Raw genomic sequence first — 19,646 nt, 5'->3', positions numbered from 1 at the left:
CCATCGCGACGAAACAGCCGCAGTCGCCCCCGCTACTGATCCAGGAAGGACCGAAGCTTGCGGCTGCGCGAGGGATGTTTCAGCTTGCGCAACGCCTTGGCCTCGATCTGCCGGATACGTTCGCGCGTCACGCTGAACTGTTGCCCGACCTCTTCCAGCGTGTGATCGGTGTTCATGCCGATGCCGAAACGCATCCGCAAAACCCGTTCCTCGCGTGGCGTCAGGCTGGACAGAACCCGTGTCGTGGTTTCCTTCAGGTTCTCCTGAATGGCGGAATCGAGCGGCAGGACGGCATTCTTGTCCTCGATGAAATCGCCAAGCTGGCTGTCCTCTTCGTCGCCGATCGGCGTTTCCAGGCTGATCGGTTCCTTGGCGATCTTCATCACCTTGCGGACCTTCTCCAGCGGCATCTGCAGCTTCTCGGCCAGTTCCTCGGGCGTGGGCTCGCGGCCGATTTCATGCAGCATCTGGCGGCCGGTGCGGACCAGCTTGTTGATCGTTTCGATCATATGCACCGGAATGCGGATCGTGCGGGCCTGATCGGCAATGGAGCGAGTGATCGCCTGCCGGATCCACCAGGTCGCATAGGTCGAGAACTTGTAACCGCGGCGGTACTCGAACTTGTCCACTGCTTTCATCAGGCCGATATTGCCTTCCTGGATGAGATCAAGGAACTGCAAGCCGCGATTGGTGTATTTCTTGGCAATCGAGATCACCAGCCGCAGATTCGCCTCGACCATTTCCTTCTTGGCCTGCCGCGCCTCTTTCTCGCCGCGCTGGACCTGGCTGACGATGCGGCGGAATTCCTGGATGTCCACGCCGACATATTGGCCGACCTCGGCCATGTCGTTGCGCAGCTTTTCCACCTTGTCGCGGGAACGTTCGAACAGCGCCTGCCAGCCGCGGCCGGATTGTTGCGACATGCGGTCGACCCAGGTCGGGTCCAACTCGGCACCTCGATAGGTCTCGATGAATTCGCGCCGGTTGATGCGGGCCGCGTCGGCCAGCTTGACCATGCCGCTGTCGATGGTGACGATACGGCGATTGATCCCGTAAAGCTGATCGACCAGCGCCTCGATGCGGTTGTTATGCAGATGCAGCGAATTGACCAGCGTCACGATCTCGCTGCGCAACTTCTGATAGTCGGATTCCGCGACTTCCGAGAAACTGTTATCCTCGTTCAGCGTGGCGGACATGCGCAGATCCTGCATGTTTGCCAGCTTTTCGTAATCGCCGGCAATGATGTCCAGCGTCTCCAGGACCTTGGGCTTTAGGCTGGCCTCCATCGCGGCGAGGGACAGGTTGGCGCCATCGTCCTCCTCATCATCATCGTTGACGATGGGATTGCCGTCGGCATCCAGCTCTTCCTGCGGCTTTTCGGCGGGCTGATTGGACGCGGTCGCGTTCTCGGCGGCACGTGCAAGTCCCACCACATCCTCGCCGTCCTCATCCTCCATCGACTGGCCGAAGGTGGTTTCCAGATCGATCACGTCGCGCAGCAGGATCTCTTCCTCGAGAAGCTCGTCGCGCCACATGGTGATGGCCTTGAAGGTCAGCGGGCTTTCGCACAGCCCCGCGATCATGGTGTTGCGGCCGGCCTCGATGCGCTTGGCGATGGCGATCTCGCCCTCGCGGCTAAGCAGTTCGACCGAGCCCATTTCGCGCAGATACATCCGGACCGGGTCATCGGTGCGGTCGAGTTTCTCGGTCTCGGTCGCAGCGACCGCAACCTCGCGTGAGCCCGAATCGGTCGTCACGACGGCCCCGCCTTCGCCCTCCTCGGAGCCTTCCTCGTCCTCGATGACGTTGATGCCCATCTCGGAGAGCATCGACATCACATCCTCGATCTGTTCGCTACTGACCTGATCGGGCGGCAGGACGGTATTCAATTGATCATAGGTGATAAAGCCACGCTCTTTCGCCTCGGCGATCATCTTCTTGACCGCGGCCTGGCTCATATCCAGCGAATGGGCGTTCTCATCCTTGTCGGTCTTGTCTCGTTCTTCGTCCTTGGTGGCCATCCATGGCTCCTTCTCAGGGCGGTCTTTCGCGGGGCCTGTCCGCGAATCGGGGAATAGAATCGGTTACTTTTATCGCGCTTGGCGGGCGAATCATAGGCGGGGTTGGTTAACGATTCGCTGACCTGATTCGTGTGATTCGCGACAAAGGTCAACGGCGCGGCGGTTTGCGCCAGATCTGCCCGCTGAGAAACTGTTCGAGCTGGGCGGACAAGGCATCGCGATCTTCGTTCAGATCTCCGGTATCCTCCATATCGGGGCGCTCGGCACGGTGCCGGGCGCGGGTAATCTGTTGCATGCGCCAGGTCAGCCCTTCGTCGACCTCGCCCTGGATCTCTGCTTCGGCCCGGGCAAGTTCGGCACCTGCGGCACGTTGCGCCTCCAACCGGTCGAAAAGATTGCTCAGGATCGCCAAGACATTCTCGGCCTCCTGACTTTCGATCAGACTGGGGGTGAGGCCCAAATGGGCGTCGGCGCGCAGCGTTTCAAGGGCGCGGCGACCAGCATCGCTATCGGTTCCCGTCAGCAGGTCATGCAGCAGCGCCGCCCGGTCGGAATCCTGGGGCAAGAGCCGTTCCAGCCGCGTTTCGATCGTCGCCAGCAATTCGGTTCGCAGGGCACATATCAGCAGGCAAGCCCCTTCGAGAAATGTGCCTGTCGCATTGGGTCCGTCTAGCGGAACGGTCGGGAGAGGGGTGAACGAAGCCGGCACCCGACCTGATCCGCGTCGGTCCATTCCGCGACCACCCTTGCCGGGCTTTCTCTGGTCATGCTGGGTGCCACGTTTCCAGTCGCCACTGAACAGGTCACGGCGCTTGCGGCGGATTTCGTCGGTGTAGTGACGGCGGGTCAGTTCATCGGGGATTTTCGCGATCGCCTCTTGCAGGCGGCGATCCAGCGCGGCCTTGCGTTCGGGACTGTCGAAGCTCTGGCCCTCGGTTTCACGTGTCCAGAGCAGGTCGACCAGCGGGCGGGCCTGATCCAGCAATGCGGCCATCGCGCCCTGCCCCGCGGATTTGATTAGATCGTCGGGGTCCTGGCCGGCGGGCAGCAGCACAAAGCGCAGCGCCTGCCCCGGACCGGTCAATGGCAGCGCCAGATCGACCAGCCGCTGCGCGGCGCGCTGCCCGGCAATGTCGCCATCCAGCGCAATGACCGGCTCGGGGCTGATCCGCCACATCAGGCGAAGCTGATCTTCGGTAACCGCCGTGCCAAGAGGGGCAACGGCGCCCTCGAACCCTGCCAGCGCTAGGGCGATCACGTCCATATAGCCTTCGGCCACGACCAGCGGCTGCCCCTTGGCGACAGCAGCACGGGCCGGGCCGATATTGTAGAGATTGCGGCCCTTGTCGAAGAGCGGGTTTTCAGGGCTGTTGAGATATTTCGCCCGCGCATTCGGATCCATCGCCCGGCCGCCGAAGCCGATGCAGCGATCCCGCCCGTCGCGGATCGGAAAGATGATCCGGTCGCGGAATCGGCTATAGGCCGCCCCGCCATCGTCGGGCTTGGCGGCCACCCCCGCCTCGATGATCCGCGCCTCGTCATATCCCTTTTCGCGCAGTGCCTGGATCAGAGCATTTCGATTTCCCGGGGCAAAGCCGATTTCAAAGCGATCCTGCGCCGCCTGGTCCAGCCCCCGGCGGGCCAGGTAGTCGCGCGCCTCGGCGGCTGCCCCGGTCTGGAGTTGCAGGCGGAACCAGCGGCAGGCGGCCTCGGTCACCTCCAGCAACTGGCTGCGGCGGTCGCTGCGCTGGCGTTCGCGGGGATCCTGTTCGGGCATCGTCATGCCAGCCTCGGCCGCCAGATGCTTGACCGCCTCCATGAACTCCATCCCGTCCGCTTCGCGCAGGAAGGTCAGCGCGTCGCCCTTGGCATGGCAGCCGAAGCAATAATAGAAGCCCTTCTGGTCGTCACAGTGGAAGCTGGCTGTCTTTTCCTGGTGGAACGGACATGGCGACCACCAATCCCCGCGCGCCTGATTGGATTTGCGCTGGTCCCAAACCACCTTGCGCCCGATCACGCGGCTGATCGGAACACGGGCGCGAAGTTCATCGAGGAAACCGGGGGGCAGACTCATGGGGTGATTATCGGGCCAGAAGCGCGTGCGGGCAAGCGGTGGAATTTGGATATTTGATGGCCTGTGAGGCAACGGGATTGGGCGGACGGGCGCTGTTGCAGTGAATGGCTTACCATTTGCGTATTGTTCGCGTCTCGCTTCAGCACATGGGTTCGCCGCGCGTATGGATATCGCGCAGTATCGCTCGCACTACGTCGAAGTCTATGTCATCGGCATTGCGATAACGTACGCAGCCTTTGCCACAATCGATGCCGGCAAGCCGTTCTTGGAACCGCTCGATCGCCGTCGGGCCAGCGTAGAAGGCGATGTGCCGCTTTTGCGCATTGAAGCTGACGGCATTGTCCTGACCGGGTGGCCCGTAGCCGGGCATGCCCCATTGCATTCGCTCTTCCCAATTAGGCAATTCCTGCAGGCATGCTGCGCGCAAATGCTTGAAGACCTGCTGGTCGGACGCCGCAAGATCGCTCAGCCAATCATCGACGGTCGCAGCTTTCGATTGCACCATCGCCGGTCCTTTCGATTGTTTGTGACTGTAGCAGTGGGCGCGGCCCTGATCGACCGCCGATGTGAAGAAGAAGCCATCATGCCGCACCGACAGCGCCACGGGCAAGACCCCAATAGATGTCGCCTATCCGCTGGCGGTCGAGGCGCCCGCCCTCGCGATACCAGTTCGTGACGCCCGTCAGCATGGCGATCAGGGCCATGGTCGCGAGTTTCGGATCGTCGACGAACATCATCCCCGACTCGATCCCGTCGCGGAGGATGTTTTCCAGCGCCGTCTCGTAGCGCCCGCGCAGATCGGCGATCCGGGCGTGATTGTCGGGTGTCAGGTTGCGCAACTCCATATAGGACAGGAACACCGCATCGGAGTGATCGAGACTGAAGCCGATATGGAAGCGGACGAAATTCTCCAGCCGTTGAAGAGGATCGGCCGCGGGTTCGTCCTGCCACGCGGCAAGCAGATCCCGCATATGGCTTTCCATGAGATCAAACAGCAGCGCCTGCTTGTCGGGCGTATAGGCATAGAGCGCCCCGGCCTGCACTCCTACCGCCGAGGCGATCTGGCGCATCGACACGGCGGCATAGCCCTGTCGCGCGAAGAGGCGGCGGGCGTGGTCACGGATGAGCGGACCGGTAATATCTGCACGGGATCCTTGGGTGCGGGCCATGGGTCCACTCTTACGAGGAAGGCGACCGATGTGGAAGCGGTGATCGGCCGTTGTGGCCGAGCCCCGGCAGGCCTAGTCTAGCCTCATGACACGAATTGCCCAGATCGCGCTTTGCGCCGCATTGCCCCTTGTGTCGGCCTGCGCCGATCAGGGCGGAGATTACCCGCAGCTTCTGCCCATGGAGCAATTGCTGGCCGAACCGGAGCTTCCCCCCGACGGCACGGATCCAGCCGCCGTGGCCGAGGCTACGCAGTCCAGGGCGGAGGCGTTGCGGGCGCGGGCCGAGGCGCTGCGGCACCCGGTGATCGAACCCGAGATCCAGCGCCGGATGCAGCGGAACGGCGGCTGATTGTGCGGCACCGGAAAGGCTGGTAAGCAAAATTTACCAATTTATCGGAGCGTGCCATGCCTGTCATAACCTGCATCGAGGACCTGAAGGCCCTGCATCGGGCCCGGACCCCGCGGATGTTCTATGATTACGCCGAATCGGGCAGCTATACCGAACAAACCTTTCGCGAGAACACGAGCGATTTCGCCAAGATCCGGCTGAAGCAGAAAGTGGCGGTCGACATGTCGAATCGCAGCATCGCCTCGGACATGGTCGGGCTGCCGGTCAGCATGCCGGTCGGGCTGGCACCGGTGGGACTGACCGGCATGCAACATGCCGATGGCGAGATACTCGCGGCCAAGGCGGCCGAAGCGGCCGGCGTGCCATTCACCCTGTCCACCATGTCGATCTGCTCGATCGAGGATGTCGCAGCGCATATCTCCAAGCCTTTCATGTTCCAGCTTTACGTGATGAAGGATCAGGATTTCGTCGCCGGCATGATCGAGCGGGCCAAGGCCGCCGGGTGCAACGCACTGGTCCTGACGCTGGATCTGCAGATCCTCGGGCAGCGGCACAAGGACCTGAAGAACGGGCTGTCGGCACCTCCCAAGCTGACCCTGCCGACGATGATGAACCTGGCCACGAAATGGCGCTGGTGCATGGGCATGGCACAGACCAGGCGGCGTTCCTTTGGCAATATCGTCGGCCATGCGAAAGGCGTCGGTGACATGTCGTCGCTAAGCAGTTGGACCAACGAGCAATTCGACGAGCGTCTCGATTGGGACAAGATCGCGAAAATCCGCGACATGTGGGGCGGCAAGCTGATCCTGAAGGGCATTCTCGACCCCGAGGACGCGCGCATTGCCGCCGATTTCGGCGCGGATGCGATCGTGGTCTCGAACCATGGCGGGCGGCAATTGGACGGTGCGCTGTCCGCAATCAGGATGCTCCCGCATATCGTCGAGGCGGTGGGCGACAAGGTCGAGATCCACATGGATAGCGGCATCCGCAGCGGTCAGGACGTGCTCAAGGCGCTGGCGCTCGGGGCGCATGGCACATGGATCGGGCGCGCCTTCGTCCACGGGCTGGGCGCGATGGGCGAGGCCGGGGTAAAGGCAGCGCTGGAGGTGATCCGCAGCGAGCTGGACACCACCATGGCGCTGTGCGGCGAGCGCGACATCCACGCGGTCGGCCGCCATAACCTGCTGTTGCCGGAAGGGTTCCTGAGCGAATACGGAGCGTGACGAATCCCCCTTCACAACCCGGCTGTCCTGCGCTATAGGCCCCACCTTGCCGCCATGCACCCTTGGAGGATGGCGGTGTCAACAACTGTTAGGATAGATATCATGGCCAAAGAGATCCCGGATCTGGTGGCCGAGGCACGCGCGGGGACAGGCAAGGGGGCCGCCCGCCAAGCTCGCCGCGAAGGCAAGGTGCCCGGCATCGTATATGGCGACCACAAGGACCCCGTTCCAGTCGCCTTCAACTTCAACGACCTGCTGACCAAGCTGCGCGCCGGGCGTTTCACGTCCACGCTGTGGAACCTGAAGGTCGACGGACAGGAAGACGTCCGCGTCATCTGCCGTGGCGTTCAGAAGGATGTCGTCAAGGATCTGCCGATCCATGTCGATTTCATGCGCCTGCGCCGCACCTCGAAGGTAAAACTGTTCATTCCGGTCGAATTCACCGGCCATGATGACTGCCCCGGCCTGCGCAAGGGCGGAACGATCGTGACCGTCCGTTCGGAAGTCGAACTGATCGTGACCGCGGGCGACATTCCCGAACAGATCACCGTCGACCTGTCGGGGCTGGAAATCGGCGACGGCGTTCATATCGAGGACGTCAAGCTGCCCGCCGGTGCCAAGCCGACCATCGACCGCAACTTCGCCATCGCCAATATCGCCGCGCCTTCCGCGCTGCGCTCCAGCGATGACGAGGAAGAGGACGAAAGCGCCGCGACCGAAGAGGAAGCGACCGAAGAGGCCGCAGAAGAATAATCGCCCTGTCCCATCGTGGACATGGATCGAGGGCGGTGCCACTGCGGCGCCGCCCTTTCCTTTTCGCCCGGTCACTGCTAGCCAAGCAGCCTGTCGAACTTATCGCAAAGAGGACCGCATGGAGCCCGTCAACATCATCGGCGCCGGCCTCGCCGGATCCGAGGCCGCATGGCAAGCGGCCCGCAGCGGCGTCCCGGTGATCCTGCACGAGATGCGCCCGGCTGTCGGGACCTTCGCCCACAAGACCGGCGATTGCGCCGAGATGGTCTGCTCGAACTCTTTCCGCTCGGACGACGACGTGATGAACGCCGTGGGGCAGTTGCACTGGGAAATGCGGACGGCGGACGGGTTGATCATGTCCATGGCCGACAAGCATCGCCTGCCCGCGGGCGGCGCGCTGGCCGTGGACCGAGAGGCTTTCTCGCAAGCGGTGACAGAGGCGCTGCAAGCCGAGCCGCTGATCGAGATCCGCACGGGCGAGATCGACGATTTGCCCACCGAAGGAAGTTGGATCGTCGCCACCGGGCCGCTGACATCCGACCGGCTGGCGGGCTCGATCCGGGCGGTGACCGGCACCGAGGCGCTGGCCTTCTTCGACGCCATCGCCCCGATCGTCCATGCCGACACGATCGACATGGGTGTGGCATGGGAGCAGAGCCGCTACGACAAGGGCGAAACCGAGGCCGAGCGCCGCGCCTATATCAACTGCCCGATGAACCGGGACGAATACGAGGCCTTCATCGACGCGCTGCTGGCCGCCGACAAGACCGAGTTCCGCGAAGGCGAAACCGCCGGTTACTTCGATGGCTGCCTGCCCATCGAGGTGATGGCCGAGCGTGGCCGCGAAACCCTGCGCCATGGGCCGATGAAGCCGGTGGGGCTGACCAATGCCCACAAGCCTGAGGAAAAAGCCTATGCGGTGGTCCAGCTTCGGCGCGATAATGCCTTGGGAACGCTTTATAATATCGTAGGCTTCCAGACCAAGATGAAATACGGGGCACAGACCGAGGTGTTCCGGATGATCCCGGGATTGCAGGATGCCAGCTTTGCCCGGCTTGGTGGCATCCATCGCAACAGTTTCCTGAACTCGCCCACCCTGCTGGACGACCGGATGCGGCTACGCAAACGCCCCAATCTGCGTTTTGCCGGACAGGTCACCGGCGTCGAAGGCTATGTCGAAAGCGCCGCGATGGGGCTGCTGGCCGGACGCATGGCCGCAGCGCAGGCACGTGGAGACGACCTGGGGCCGCCGCCCTTCACCACGGCGATGGGCGCGCTGGTCAATCACATCACCGGCGGGGCGGAGGCAAAGACCTTCCAGCCCATGAACGTGAATTTCGGGCTGTTTCCGCCGCTGGAAGAGATGCGAAGCGGACGCAAGGGACGGAAAGACCGCTACCCGGCCTATACGCAGCGCGCCAAGGACGATTTCCGGGCATGGCTGGCGACACAGTAAGACGCGGCCGCTTCGCCCCTTCGCCGACCGGGCTTTTGCATCTGGGCCATGCCTATGCCGCGCTTGTCGCCGCCCGCGAAGCCTCTGAAGGACAGTTCCTGCTGCGGATCGAGGATATCGACCGCGACCGCTGCAAGACCGAATTCGAAGCAGCAATATACGAGGATCTGGCATGGCTGGGCCTGGAATGGCAGCGCCCGGTCATGCGGCAATCCGAGCGGATGGAAGCCTATCGTGCCGCCTTGGCACAGTTGGCGCCCTTCTCATATCCGTGCCGCTGCCGCCGAGGCGATATCCGCGCGGCACTGTCAGCCCCGCAGGAAGGCGCCCTGCCCGCCGGACCTGACGGCCTGATCTATCCCGGAACCTGTCGGGGGCGTCACCTGTCCAAGGCGGCGCCCGATGATGTCATCAGGCTGGACACCGCCCGCGCCTTTGACGCCCTCGGACTGGATCGGTTGAGTTTTCGCGACGAGACCATCATGCCCGGACATGACCACAGCCTTACCCGCGACGAGTTCCTGGACGGGATCGGCGACGTGATCCTGTCCAGGCGCGGCATGGGCACATCCTATCACCTGGCGGTGGTCGTGGATGATGCGGCGCAGGGCATAGATATTGTCACACGCGGAAAAGATTTGTTCGATTCCACGTGGATACATACTCTTCTTCAGAAACTGCTGAAGCTGCCGACGCCCCTTTACCACCATCACCGGTTGATCCGGGACGATACCGGCAAGCGGCTGGCCAAGCGCGACGATGCCCGCACCATCCGCCATTACCGCGACGAAGGCACCAGCCCCGCTGACCTTCGCCGCCTGGTCGGATTCTAGGCCATCGGCCGCATGATTTCGACCTCTTCCCCTTCGCGGATCGCCGTATAGAAGCAGCTGCGCCTGTTGGTGTGGCAGGCCGGGCCGGTCTGCCGGACCAGCGCCAGCAGGCAGTCGCGGTCGCAATCGACGCGCAGCTCGACCAGCTCCTGCACATGGCCCGAGCTTTCCCCCTTGATCCAGAAGGACTTGCGGGAACGCGACCAATAGGTGACGCGCCCTGTCTGCAATGTTCGGGCGATGGCCTCGGCATTCATCCAGGCCATCATCAGCACCTCGCTACTGGAATCGTCCTGCGCAATGACCGGGATCAGGCCGTTCGCATCGTACTTCAGGCTGGCCGGGTCGAACATCGGGTTTCCTTTCGCAATCGGGACACCTATCTAGGACGAATGGACCGCGCGGGGAAGACCGATGAGCGATAGCGATCTGATGCAACTCTACTCGCGCCGGATTCTGGCGCTGACCACCTCGATCCCGCATCAGGGGCGGCTGACCGCCCCCGAAGGCAGCGCCATGCGCCGCTCGCCCCATTGTGGGTCCTCGGTGACCGTGGACGTCATCGTGCAAGATGATCAAATAGCTGAATTCGCTCAACAAGTCCGCGCCTGCGCCCTAGGGCAGGCTTCAGCCTCCGTGCTCGGCTCGGCGGTCATCGGCCAAACGCGCGAGCAAATCGAGACGACCCGCGACCAGCTGAAATCCATGCTGAAACAGGGTGGAGAGGCGCCGGGCGCGCCCTTTGCTGAACTCGAGGCATTGCTGCCGGCGCGGGAATACCCGAACCGCCATGCTTCGATCCTGCTGGCATGGGAAGCGACACTCGCGGCCATGGACGAGGCGCAGGCAGGGGCCTGACCCTTCCCGCAGCGCATTCGGAAAACACCACGCAACGGTTACGAGCGTTGCGCCCCGTTGTCATGTGCAACGGCGGCCGCCGCCTGACATAGTAAATGCCGGATTTCGGGCTGCACAACCGGTACACCAGATATGCACAGGGCGTACACAACCCGTACACAGGCAACGCACGCTTCCCTGCCGTCTTCACCTTTGCGTGACGCCAGTGCAATCGATCTCGGCAAAGAAAAAACCGGCCCGCGATGGGGCCGGTCAAGTTGCGCGTGCAGGGAGACAGTGACGGCGCACAGGCGCGGCGCCGATGATGCAACGCGGGGCAGTAGGTCAGGCTTGCAGGATGGCTGGCAGCCAGAGAATGACGATGGTGGTCACGGACAATGCGGCAACGCCGAGCAGATCGGAAACGAATTCGCGGTTCATGATGGCAACTCCTTCGTGTTGCTGCTTTGTTCTCATATCCGCACCCGCCTGTAAAGAACTTTATGAGAACATTTTGAATTATCGAAGCGCCCAGAAATGATCCAGGGGGCCGTGTCCCTGCCCGACCCGAAGCCGGTCAGCGGCAATCAATGCCCTGTAAACATATGATTTTGCGGCTTCCACGGCTTGTCCAACCTCCTCCGACAAGGCCAGCTGCGTGGCCAGTGCCGAAGACAGCGTGCATCCTGTTCCATGGCTGTTGCGAGTCGCGTGGCGCGCGCTCTCCAACCACTGTATCCGATTCGCGCTAACCAACAGATCCGGCGAGTCGGCCCCTCCCAGATGCCCACCCTTCAGCAGGACCGCCTGCGGCCCCAGGTCCATCAAAGCACTTGCCTGCGCCTCCATCCCCGCGCGATCCCGCGCTTCGGCGCATCCAAGCAGATCGGCGGCCTCGGGCAGGTTCGGGGTGATGATCGTGGCGCGCGGGATCAGCAACTCGCGCAGTGCCGCAACTGCATCGACCGCCAGCAGCCGGTCGCCACCCTTGGCAACCATCACCGGGTCCAGCACGATGGGACAACCCCGCCCCTCCAGCGCCCGCGCCACGGCAGCGATCACCGCCGCATCCCCCAGCATGCCGATCTTGACGGCATCGACGCGGATATCGTCGAAAACCGCCCCGATCTGCGCCGCCACGAAATCCGGCGGCACCATCTGAACCGCGCTGACGCCCTGCGTGTTCTGCACGGTCAGGGCAGTGATCGCGGCCATGCCATAGCCGCCATTGGCCGAAATCGCCTTGAGATCGGCCTGGATTCCCGCCCCGCCCGAAGGATCGGAGCCCGCGATCGACAGAATATTCGGAATCATCTTGCCTCCCCCGGCGCGGCACGCGGGCGACATGTGAAGGCCATGACGGCAACGCGACTTCCTCCGCCAGCATGATCTGGTTCAGGTTCAAAGGGTGCATCTCAGCCCGGATGGGCGCCCCCGTCACGGCTCACAAGACCAGATCCGGGCCATGGGCGCAACCTTCGGGATTGTGCCGGGCTCGTCCCATTTCTTCTTCATGCAAATATCCCGGGGTCTGGGGCAGAGCCCCAGCCATCGCGGGACGCAATGAAGCCGGACTCACCCCACGGAAATCAGTCGGATCGCCTGATCCTGCTGCATCAGCCACATCAGGAAACGCACTGCTCGCCCCCGCGCCGAATCCAGCGCCGGATCGCGTTCCAACAATGCGCGGGCATCTTGCCGGGCCACGGCCATCAACGCGGGCTGATGCTCCAGATCGCCGATATGAAAGCGCGGCAGTCCCGATTGCGCAGTGCCGATCACGTCGCCCGCGCCGCGCATCTCCAGATCCACCTCGGCGATGCGGAACCCGTCCTCGGTATCGCGCAGCGTGGTCAGCCGGCGGGCGCCGGTCTCGCCCAGGGGCGGGTGATACATCAGCAGGCAGGTCGAGGCCCCCTGCCCGCGCCCGACCCGCCCGCGAAGCTGGTGAAGCTGGGCGAGGCCAAAGCTCTCGGCCCGCTCGATCACCATGATCGTGGCTTCAGGCACATCCACGCCGACCTCGATCACCGTGGTCGCGACAAGAATCCGCGCCCGGCCCGATGCGAAATCCGCCATGGCGGCGTCGCGCTGATCGGCGGGCATCTGACCATGGATCAGCCGCACATCCTCGCCGAACTGCGCCCGCAGCGACTGGAACCGCGCCTCGGCGGCAGTCAGGTCGCTGAGTTCGCTTTCATCGACCAGCGGGCAGACCCAATAGGCCCGCGCCCCCTGTTCAAGTACGGCATGCAGGCGCGCAGTCACCTCGTCCAGCCGCTGGTCCGAGATCATCACGGTCGTAATCGGCTGCCGCCCCGGCGGTTTCTCGTCCAGCACCGACAGGTCGAGATCGCCATATTGCGTCAGCGCCAGCGAGCGGGGGATCGGCGTCGCGGTCATGATCAGCATGTCGGGGGGCACGTCGCCCTTGGCCGACAGTTCCAGCCGCTGCGCGACGCCGAAACGGTGTTGTTCGTCGATGATGGCAAGGCGCAGATCGTAAAAATGCACATCCTTCTGGAACACCGCATGGGTGCCGACAAGGATATCGACGCGGCCCTGCGCGAGGTCTTCGAGCAGCTGCGCCCGCATCTCGCCCTTGTCGCGACCGGTCAGCGCGGCCAGCCGAACGCCCGCCGCCCGCGCCAGCGGCTCAAGCGCACGGGCATGCTGGCGGGCGAGAAGCTCGGTCGGGGCCATCAACACCGCCTGCCCCCCTGCCTCGACCGCAACCAGCGCCGACAGCATCGCGACCAGCGTCTTGCCCGAGCCGACATCGCCCTGCAGCAGCCGGTTCATGCGCCGGTCGCTGGCCAAATCGGCAGAGATTTCTTCGACCGCACGAGTCTGAGCCCCGGTCGGCGGCCAGGGCAGGCTGGCCAGCACCGCCTGACGCAAGCGACCATCGCCCTGCGTCGGCCTGCCCCTCAACCGCCGTTTCTCGCGCCGCACCAGCGCCAGCGTCATCTGGTGGGCGAGAAATTCATCATAGGCCAGCCGCGCCCGCGCCGGGCTGTCGGGCGACAGGTCCCGCGGCGATTCGGGCGCGTGGGCCTGTTGCAACGCATCAGTGAAGCCGGGCCAGCCGCGATCTTTCAGAAGCTGCGGATCGATCCATTCCTCGACCTCGGGCATGCGTTCCATCGCGGCAGTCACGGCCTTGGACATCATCCGTTGGGTCAGGCCCTGTGACAGCGGATAGACCGGCTCGAACGCGGCGGGCAATGCCTCGCCCTCGCGCAGCATATGGTCGGGATGGACGATCTGGGCGAGACCGTCGAACAGTTCCAGCTTGCCGCTGACGATCCGGCGCGCATCGGTGGGAAGCTGGCTTTCGATCCAGTCGCGGCGGGGGTGAAAGAAGACCAGCGTCAAATCGCCGCCATGCGCATCGGTGCAGTGCACGCGCCATGGGCGGCCGCGAGAAGCGGGCGGGAAATGCCGGGTCACAGTGACCGCGATGGTGACGATTTCAGGCGGCCGTGCATCGGAGATCCGGTCGATCTGGCGGCGGGTGATGCCACCGGTCGGAAGGGTCATGACCAGGTCGCGCGGACGCTCTATCCCCATCTGCGCCAGCGCGTCCCGGCCCTTGGGCCCGATCCCCGGCAAGGTGTCGATCTCCGCAAACAGCGGAAACAGCGACGGGGGTCTGCCCTTCGCCCCGCTCATTGCCCGGCGATCCGCATCCATTCATCCTCGTCGATGATACCCACGCCCAGGTCGGCGGCCTTCTTGGCCTTTGATCCCGCGCCGGGCCCGGCGATCAGCAGATCGGTCTTGGCACTGACCGAGCCCGCGACCTTGGCCCCCATCGCCTCGGCCCGCGCCTTGGCCTCGGCGCGGGTCATGCGCTCCAACGTGCCTGTGAAGACCAGCGTCTTGCCACTGATCTCGGTTTGCGCGGATGCCGGGGTTTCGGCAGGCAGGATGGTCAGCATCGAGGTCAAGCGGTCGATGCTTTCACGCTCGCGCGGTTGCGTGAAGGTGGTGACCAGCGATTGCACCAGCACCGCGCCGATCCCGTCGATGCCGGTCAACTCGGCCCAGTTGGGGCTGTCTTCCAGCACGGCGCGGCGGGCCTTGTCGTCCTCGGCGGTGAAGGCGGGTTCTGCCGCTGCGCCGTCGATGGTGGCGATCAGCGCCTCCCATGTGCCGAAATGCCGGGCCAGGGTCGTCCCCGCCACTTCGCCCAGATGCCGGATGCCCAGGGCAAAAAGGAAACGCGCCAAGGGGATACGTCGCTTTTCCTCGATCGCGGCGAAGAGTTTCTCGGTGGATCGCGCGCCGAAACCGTCGCGGTTCCTCAGCTTGGGCAGGTTCGCCGCGTCGCGCTCGGCCAGGGTGAAGATATCGGCGGGCTCGCGGATCGGCAGGGCGTCATCGGCAAAGAACATCTCGATCTGCTTTGCCCCCAGCCCCTCGATATCGAAGGCCGAGCGACTGACGAAATGCTTCAGTTTCTCGATGGCCTGCGCCGGGCATATCAGGCCGCCCGAACAGCGGCGCACGGAATCGCCCGGTTCGCGGATCGCCTCCGAGCCGCATTCGGGGCAATGTGTCGGGAACTGGTAGGGCATGTCGCTGATGCGCCGCGAAAGGTCCACATCGGCGATCTTGGGAATCACGTCGCCCGCGCGGTAGACCTTGACCCAATCGCCCTCGCGGATATCGCGGCCCTCACGGATCAGGTTGCCGGCATTGTCGCGACCGGCAATGTAATCCTCGTTATGCAGCGTCGCGTTCGAGACGACGACCCCGCCCACCGTCACCGGCTCCAGCCGCGCGACCGGGGACAGGGCGCCGGTGCGGCCAACCTGGATCTCGATCCGGTCAAGGCGGGTCCAGGCGGTCTCGGCGGGGAATTTATGCGCGATCGCCCAACGCGGCGTGGTCGAGCGGAAGCCGAGCCGGGCCTGGTAGCCCAGGTCATTGACCTTGTAGACCACCCCGTCGATGTCATAGCCAAGCGTGGCGCGCTGCTGTTCGATCTCGGCCCAGACCGCGATCATCCCGGCAGCGTCGTGGCAGAGCCGGGTGAGCGGATTGGTCGTGAAACCCAACTCGGCCAGCCGTTCGACCGCGCCCATCTGGGTTTCGGCCAGCGGCGCGGTCAGTTCGCCCCAGCTATAGGCAAAAAATTTCAGCGGGCGGCTGGCGGTGATCTTGGGATCAAGTTGGCGCAGCGAGCCTGCGGCGGCATTGCGTGGATTGGCAAAGACGCGCCCCGTATCCCCGGCATTGAGGCGGGCGAAATCGTCATGCGACATGTAAACTTCGCCCCGGATCTCGACGATGCCGGGAGCGTCGGCCTTCAGCTTCTGGGGAATATCGGCGATGGTGCGGGCATTGGCGGTGACATTCTCGCCGACCGTGCCGTCGCCGCGCGTGGCCGCCTGCACCAATTCGCCATCCTCGTAGCGTAGCGACAGCGACAGCCCGTCGATCTTGGGCTCGGCGGTGAACGCCAGTGGCGCATCCTCAGGCAGGTTCAGGAAGCTGCGGATTCGGGTCACGAAATCCTGCACATCCTCTTCATTGAAGGCATTTCCCAGAGACATCATCCGTTGCGAATGGGTGACCTTGCCGAAACCCTCGGCCGGGGCGGCGCCTACCTTGCCAGTCGGGCTGTCGGCAGCGCGCAGATCGGGAAAGGCTTCCTCCAGCGCCGAGAGGCGGAGTTTCAGCGCGTCGTAATCCGCATCGGAGATCTGCGGCTTGTCCCTGCCGTGGTAATCCTCGTTCGCCTGCGTGAGGCGTGCCGAAAGATTGGCGATCTCGTCAGCGGCCTGCTGCGCCGTCAACTCGCTTACCTGCACCGCGCCGCCGCCCGGAGCCTCATCATCCAACTGTCGTTCCGCCATTCCGATCCGTTCCGTCATGCCATCTTGCCGCATCGCCCGGGCCGGGCGATGCCGGCCCCTTATACGACGCAGCAGGGGCCGTCGCCCAGAGTGGAAGCAGCAATATTCGCGGCTGGCAAGAGGAGAGACGACGACACCGCCCGCCAACGCGGGCAGCATCGTTCGCGGCGGTCCGCGAGATCAGCCTCCGACGGCTACCTTCCTCTCTTCCACGGGAGCCGGGTCACGCATCACATAGCCGCGCCCCCAGACCGTTTCGATCGGGCTGTCATAGCCAAGCGCCTCGAACAGCTTCTTGCGTAGCTTGCAGATGAAGACATCGATGATTTTCAACTCGGGTTCGTCCATGCCCCCATAGAGATGGTTGAGGAACATCTCCTTGGTCAGCGTGGTGCCCTTGCGCATCGCCAGAAGCTCGACGATCTGGTATTCCTTGCCGGTCAGATTAACCGGCCTGCCCCGCACCTCGACCGCGCGGGCATCAAGGTTCACCGTGATCTCGCCGATCTGGATGATCGCCTGACTATGCCCCTGCGAACGGCGCACGATGGCGCGGATACGGGCCTGCAACTCCTCGCGGTTAAAGGGCTTGGTCATGTAATCGTCAGCCCCGAAGCCGAAACCGCGCAGCCTGTCTTCCATGTCATCCGAGCCGGTCAGGATGAGGATCGGCGTATCGATCCGGGCGAGGCGGATATTCCGCACGACCTCCATGCCATTCATGTCGGGCAGGTCCAGATCCAGGAGGATCAGATCGTAATCGTAAAGCTTTGCCAGATCGATGCCTTCCTCACCCATATCGGTGACGAAAACATTGTAACTGGCGGAAACCAGCATCAGTTCGATGGCGCGGGCGGTGCTGGGGTCATCTTCTACTAGCAAAATTCTCATGACATCCGTGGTCCTGGTCGATCTATGATTCCGGTAAGGTTACTTCAGATTGTATTTAAGGAATCTTAATGCACCTTAAAGTTGTTTCCTCCGAGATCCACTATTTTCTGTAACGCTGCAGTAACGTCACCTTCAATGCAGCAGGTCCGTGCTCGATCATCGCACGGCACCAGCTATCGAACTCCTCCTCGGAGAGGCCGTATCGCTCCAGTGCCTCTTCGCGTGAGATCAACTCGTAAGCGACTGCATTCACGACAGTTTCCTTGCGAGATGCAACCCAACGGGTCGAAGGTGGCGGCAAATCCGCAACCGTCAGGATCGTCCCATCCGGCAAGGTCGCGGTCAGAGGGCGGTCTTTCTTCGTCACGACTCTGTTCCCTGTTCTTGATAAAGTCAGGGAATTCTGGTCACAAAAAGCTTAATTCCGGGTTAGCCCGATGCATTGTTCGGGTTGAGAATGCTTGGCATTTGCCTATATTTCTACGTAAATCGATGATGGCCACTTGGCCCGGAGCCCATCCATGATCTTTCTTGCCCCCGATCGCGCCCCGGCGCGCGATGCCGAATTGAACAGCCTCGGCTTTGCCAAACCGCCCGCGCAGACGCGCGTGGTGGTGGCGATGTCGGGCGGCGTCGACAGTTCGGTCGTGGCTGCCAAGCTGAAATCAGAGGGTTATGACGTGATCGGGGTCACGCTGCAGCTTTACGATCACGGCGCGGCGCTGGCCAAGAAAGGCGCCTGCTGTGCCGGGCAGGATATTCACGATGCCCGCCGGGTGGCCGAGCGGATGGGCTTTCCGCATTACGTTCTGGATTACGAGAACAAGTTCCGCGAATCGGTCATCGACGAATTCGCCGATGCCTACCTGGCCGGGGCGACCCCGGTGCCCTGCATCCGCTGCAACGAGCGGGTGAAGTTCCGCGACCTGCTGGAAACCGCGCGCGACCTGGATGCCGATTGCATGGCGACCGGACATTATATCCAGCGCAAACCCGGTGCCGGGCGGGCCGAACTGCACATGGCCGCCGATCCGGCCCGCGATCAAAGCTATTTCCTGTTCTCGACCACGCAAGAGCAGCTGGATTACCTGCGCTTTCCGCTCGGCCATCTGGTCAGCAAGGCAGAAACCCGGGCGCTGGCCACCGAATACGGCCTGTCGGTTGCCGACAAGCCCGACAGCCAGGATATCTGCTTCGTGCCGAATGGCGATTATGCGAGCGTGATCGAAAAGCTGCGCCCCGGCGCCGCCGATCCGGGCGAAATCGTGGATATGGAGGGTAACGTGCTGGCCCAACATCGCGGCGTGATCCATTACACGGTCGGCCAGCGCCGCGGGCTGGGCATCGGTGGATTGGGCGAACCGCTCTATGTCGTCCGCCTCGATCCCGAAACCCGGCAAGTGATCGTCGGCCCGAAATCCGAGCTGGCCACGACCATCGTTCCGGTCTCCGAAGTCAACTGGCTGGGCGATCAGCCATTCACGGGCGAGATCCCCTGCTCGGTCCGCATCCGCTCGACCCGGCCTCCGCGCCCGGCGATCCTGCGCCCATTGGAAAATGGCCGTGCCGAGGTCGAATTGCTGGATGCCGAGGAAGGTGTCAGCCCCGGCCAGGCCTGCGTGTTCTATGAAACCGACGGCACCCGCGTGCTGGGCGGTGGCTGGATCACGCTGCGGCGGCAGCGAGCTGCCTGATCCGCACCACCATGGCGCGCAAACCGTTCGAGCGCTGCGATGACAGATGCTCGTCCAGTCCAAGCCGCGCCAGTTCGGCCTGCGCATCCACCTGCCCCACCTCTGCCACGGTCAGGCCGGAATAGAGCGCATGCAGGATCGCGATCAGCCCGCGCACGATCATCGCATCGCTATCGCCCATGAAATCGAAGCGCCCATCCTCGATCCGCGGCATGATCCAGACCTGGCTGGCGCAACCCTCGACCTTCGTCGCGGGCACCTGCAGCGCCGGTTCCATCGGGGGCATGGCCTTACCCAGCTCGATCACATGCCGGTAGCGCTCCTCCCAGTCATCCAGGAAGTCGAAAGTGTCAGCGATGTCTTCGAATGCGGGACTGGCCATTGGGGGCTCCTTTTTTCGATGACGGATTAACGCGGGCGGGGGCGAAGGTCAAAGAGGCTTTAACGACGCGTCACTTTCCCCTAACAATCGGGCAAAA

Annotated in this window: 18 protein-coding genes and 1 riboswitch; of the genes, 7 read left to right on the top strand and 11 right to left on the bottom strand. The window is 63.4% G+C overall.

Translation table 11 applies throughout. The features are described 5' to 3' along the window. Nucleotides 1-32: 32 nt before the first annotated feature. The 4 genes from rpoD to JHX88_RS06135 form a co-directional block, all read right to left on the bottom strand. A complete protein-coding gene (gene rpoD / locus JHX88_RS06150) occupies nucleotides 33-2,021 on the bottom strand; it encodes an RNA polymerase sigma factor RpoD (protein WP_076525137.1) in 1,989 nt (662 codons plus the stop codon). 148 nt (nucleotides 2,022-2,169) lie between these two features. Further along, a complete protein-coding gene (gene dnaG, locus JHX88_RS06145; protein ID WP_076525139.1) occupies nucleotides 2,170-4,095 on the bottom strand; it encodes a DNA primase in 1,926 nt (641 codons plus the stop codon). 139 nt (nucleotides 4,096-4,234) lie between these two features. Continuing rightward, on the bottom strand, nucleotides 4,235-4,699 hold the full coding sequence (locus JHX88_RS06140; RefSeq protein ID WP_084203031.1) for an iron chaperone: 465 nt from the start codon (nucleotides 4,697-4,699) through the stop codon (nucleotides 4,235-4,237). Next, nucleotides 4,677-5,264 carry a TetR/AcrR family transcriptional regulator gene (locus JHX88_RS06135; RefSeq protein ID WP_076525141.1) on the bottom strand — a complete coding sequence of 196 codons (588 nt, stop codon included), beginning with the start codon at nucleotides 5,262-5,264 and terminating at the stop codon, nucleotides 4,677-4,679. Before JHX88_RS06135 ends, JHX88_RS06140 begins: the two co-directional genes overlap by 23 nt. Nucleotides 5,265-5,349: 85 nt before the next feature. Here JHX88_RS06135 and JHX88_RS06130 point away from each other — a divergent pair, with 85 nt between their 5' ends. The 5 genes from JHX88_RS06130 (at nucleotide 5,350) to gluQRS (ending at nucleotide 9,878) form a co-directional block, all read left to right on the top strand. Continuing rightward, nucleotides 5,350-5,613: a hypothetical protein gene (locus JHX88_RS06130; RefSeq protein ID WP_076525143.1), complete on the top strand. Its 264-nt coding sequence runs from the start codon at nucleotides 5,350-5,352 to the stop codon at nucleotides 5,611-5,613. A 56-nt stretch (nucleotides 5,614-5,669) separates the two neighbouring features. Then, the gene (locus JHX88_RS06125; protein ID WP_076525145.1) at nucleotides 5,670-6,836 is read left to right on the top strand and encodes an alpha-hydroxy acid oxidase; all 1,167 of its coding nucleotides are present in this window, start codon (nucleotides 5,670-5,672) and stop codon (nucleotides 6,834-6,836) included. A gap of 102 nt (nucleotides 6,837-6,938) precedes the next feature. Further along, on the top strand, nucleotides 6,939-7,589 hold the full coding sequence (locus tag JHX88_RS06120; RefSeq protein ID WP_076525147.1) for a 50S ribosomal protein L25/general stress protein Ctc: 651 nt from the start codon (nucleotides 6,939-6,941) through the stop codon (nucleotides 7,587-7,589). Nucleotides 7,590-7,707: 118 nt separating this feature from the next. Further along, on the top strand, nucleotides 7,708-9,045 hold the full coding sequence (gene trmFO / locus JHX88_RS06115; protein WP_076525149.1) for a methylenetetrahydrofolate--tRNA-(uracil(54)-C(5))-methyltransferase (FADH(2)-oxidizing) TrmFO: 1,338 nt from the start codon (nucleotides 7,708-7,710) through the stop codon (nucleotides 9,043-9,045). Further along, complete coding sequence (gluQRS, locus tag JHX88_RS06110; RefSeq protein WP_076525151.1) at nucleotides 9,027-9,878, top strand: tRNA glutamyl-Q(34) synthetase GluQRS; 852 nt, start codon at nucleotides 9,027-9,029, stop codon at nucleotides 9,876-9,878. The genes trmFO and gluQRS overlap by 19 nt, the downstream gene beginning before the upstream one ends. On the opposite strand, the gene hisI is transcribed toward gluQRS, so the two are convergent. Beyond that, nucleotides 9,875-10,231, bottom strand: coding sequence for a phosphoribosyl-AMP cyclohydrolase (gene hisI / locus JHX88_RS06105; protein ID WP_076525153.1), 357 nt, complete (start codon nucleotides 10,229-10,231; stop codon nucleotides 9,875-9,877). The genes gluQRS and hisI overlap by 4 nt on opposite strands. Before the next feature lie 61 nt (nucleotides 10,232-10,292). Between hisI and JHX88_RS06100 the strand changes: the two genes are divergently transcribed. Next, nucleotides 10,293-10,736, top strand: coding sequence for an iron-sulfur cluster assembly scaffold protein (locus tag JHX88_RS06100; RefSeq protein WP_076525155.1), 444 nt, complete (start codon nucleotides 10,293-10,295; stop codon nucleotides 10,734-10,736). 498 nt (nucleotides 10,737-11,234) lie between these two features. Here JHX88_RS06100 and thiD read toward each other — a convergent pair whose 3' ends face one another. The 5 genes from thiD to sciP all read right to left on the bottom strand — a co-directional run bounded on the left by thiD (nucleotide 11,235) and on the right by sciP (nucleotide 17,840). Then, the gene (gene thiD / locus JHX88_RS06095; RefSeq protein ID WP_076525157.1) at nucleotides 11,235-12,029 is read right to left on the bottom strand and encodes a bifunctional hydroxymethylpyrimidine kinase/phosphomethylpyrimidine kinase; all 795 of its coding nucleotides are present in this window, start codon (nucleotides 12,027-12,029) and stop codon (nucleotides 11,235-11,237) included. A gap of 41 nt (nucleotides 12,030-12,070) precedes the next feature. Then, nucleotides 12,071-12,161: riboswitch (TPP riboswitch) on the bottom strand. Nucleotides 12,162-12,290: 129 nt separating this feature from the next. Then, nucleotides 12,291-14,411, bottom strand: a complete 2,121-nt coding sequence (gene recG / locus JHX88_RS06090) for an ATP-dependent DNA helicase RecG (protein ID WP_076525159.1) — start codon at nucleotides 14,409-14,411, stop codon at nucleotides 12,291-12,293. Continuing rightward, the gene (gene ligA, locus JHX88_RS06085) at nucleotides 14,387-16,582 is read right to left on the bottom strand and encodes an NAD-dependent DNA ligase LigA (RefSeq protein WP_076525467.1); all 2,196 of its coding nucleotides are present in this window, start codon (nucleotides 16,580-16,582) and stop codon (nucleotides 14,387-14,389) included. The genes recG and ligA overlap by 25 nt, the downstream gene beginning before the upstream one ends. Before the next feature lie 180 nt (nucleotides 16,583-16,762). Further along, nucleotides 16,763-17,473: a response regulator transcription factor CtrA gene (ctrA, locus tag JHX88_RS06080; protein ID WP_076525161.1), complete on the bottom strand. Its 711-nt coding sequence runs from the start codon at nucleotides 17,471-17,473 to the stop codon at nucleotides 16,763-16,765. Nucleotides 17,474-17,573: 100 nt separating this feature from the next. Beyond that, nucleotides 17,574-17,840 carry a CtrA inhibitor SciP gene (gene sciP / locus JHX88_RS06075; protein ID WP_076525163.1) on the bottom strand — a complete coding sequence of 89 codons (267 nt, stop codon included), beginning with the start codon at nucleotides 17,838-17,840 and terminating at the stop codon, nucleotides 17,574-17,576. 154 nt (nucleotides 17,841-17,994) lie between these two features. Between sciP and mnmA the strand changes: the two genes are divergently transcribed. After that, a complete protein-coding gene (gene mnmA, locus JHX88_RS06070) occupies nucleotides 17,995-19,167 on the top strand; it encodes a tRNA 2-thiouridine(34) synthase MnmA (protein WP_076525165.1) in 1,173 nt (390 codons plus the stop codon). Here mnmA and JHX88_RS06065 read toward each other — a convergent pair. Then, nucleotides 19,139-19,549 carry a SufE family protein gene (locus JHX88_RS06065; RefSeq protein WP_076525167.1) on the bottom strand — a complete coding sequence of 137 codons (411 nt, stop codon included), beginning with the start codon at nucleotides 19,547-19,549 and terminating at the stop codon, nucleotides 19,139-19,141. The two genes, mnmA and JHX88_RS06065, sit on opposite strands and share 29 nt — an antisense overlap. Nucleotides 19,550-19,646 lie beyond the last annotated feature (97 nt).

This window comes from Paracoccus saliphilus (assembly GCF_028553805.1).
In the GTDB taxonomy this organism is placed as follows: domain Bacteria; phylum Pseudomonadota; class Alphaproteobacteria; order Rhodobacterales; family Rhodobacteraceae; genus Paracoccus; species Paracoccus saliphilus.
This window is presented reverse-complemented; position numbering and strand designations above follow the sequence as displayed.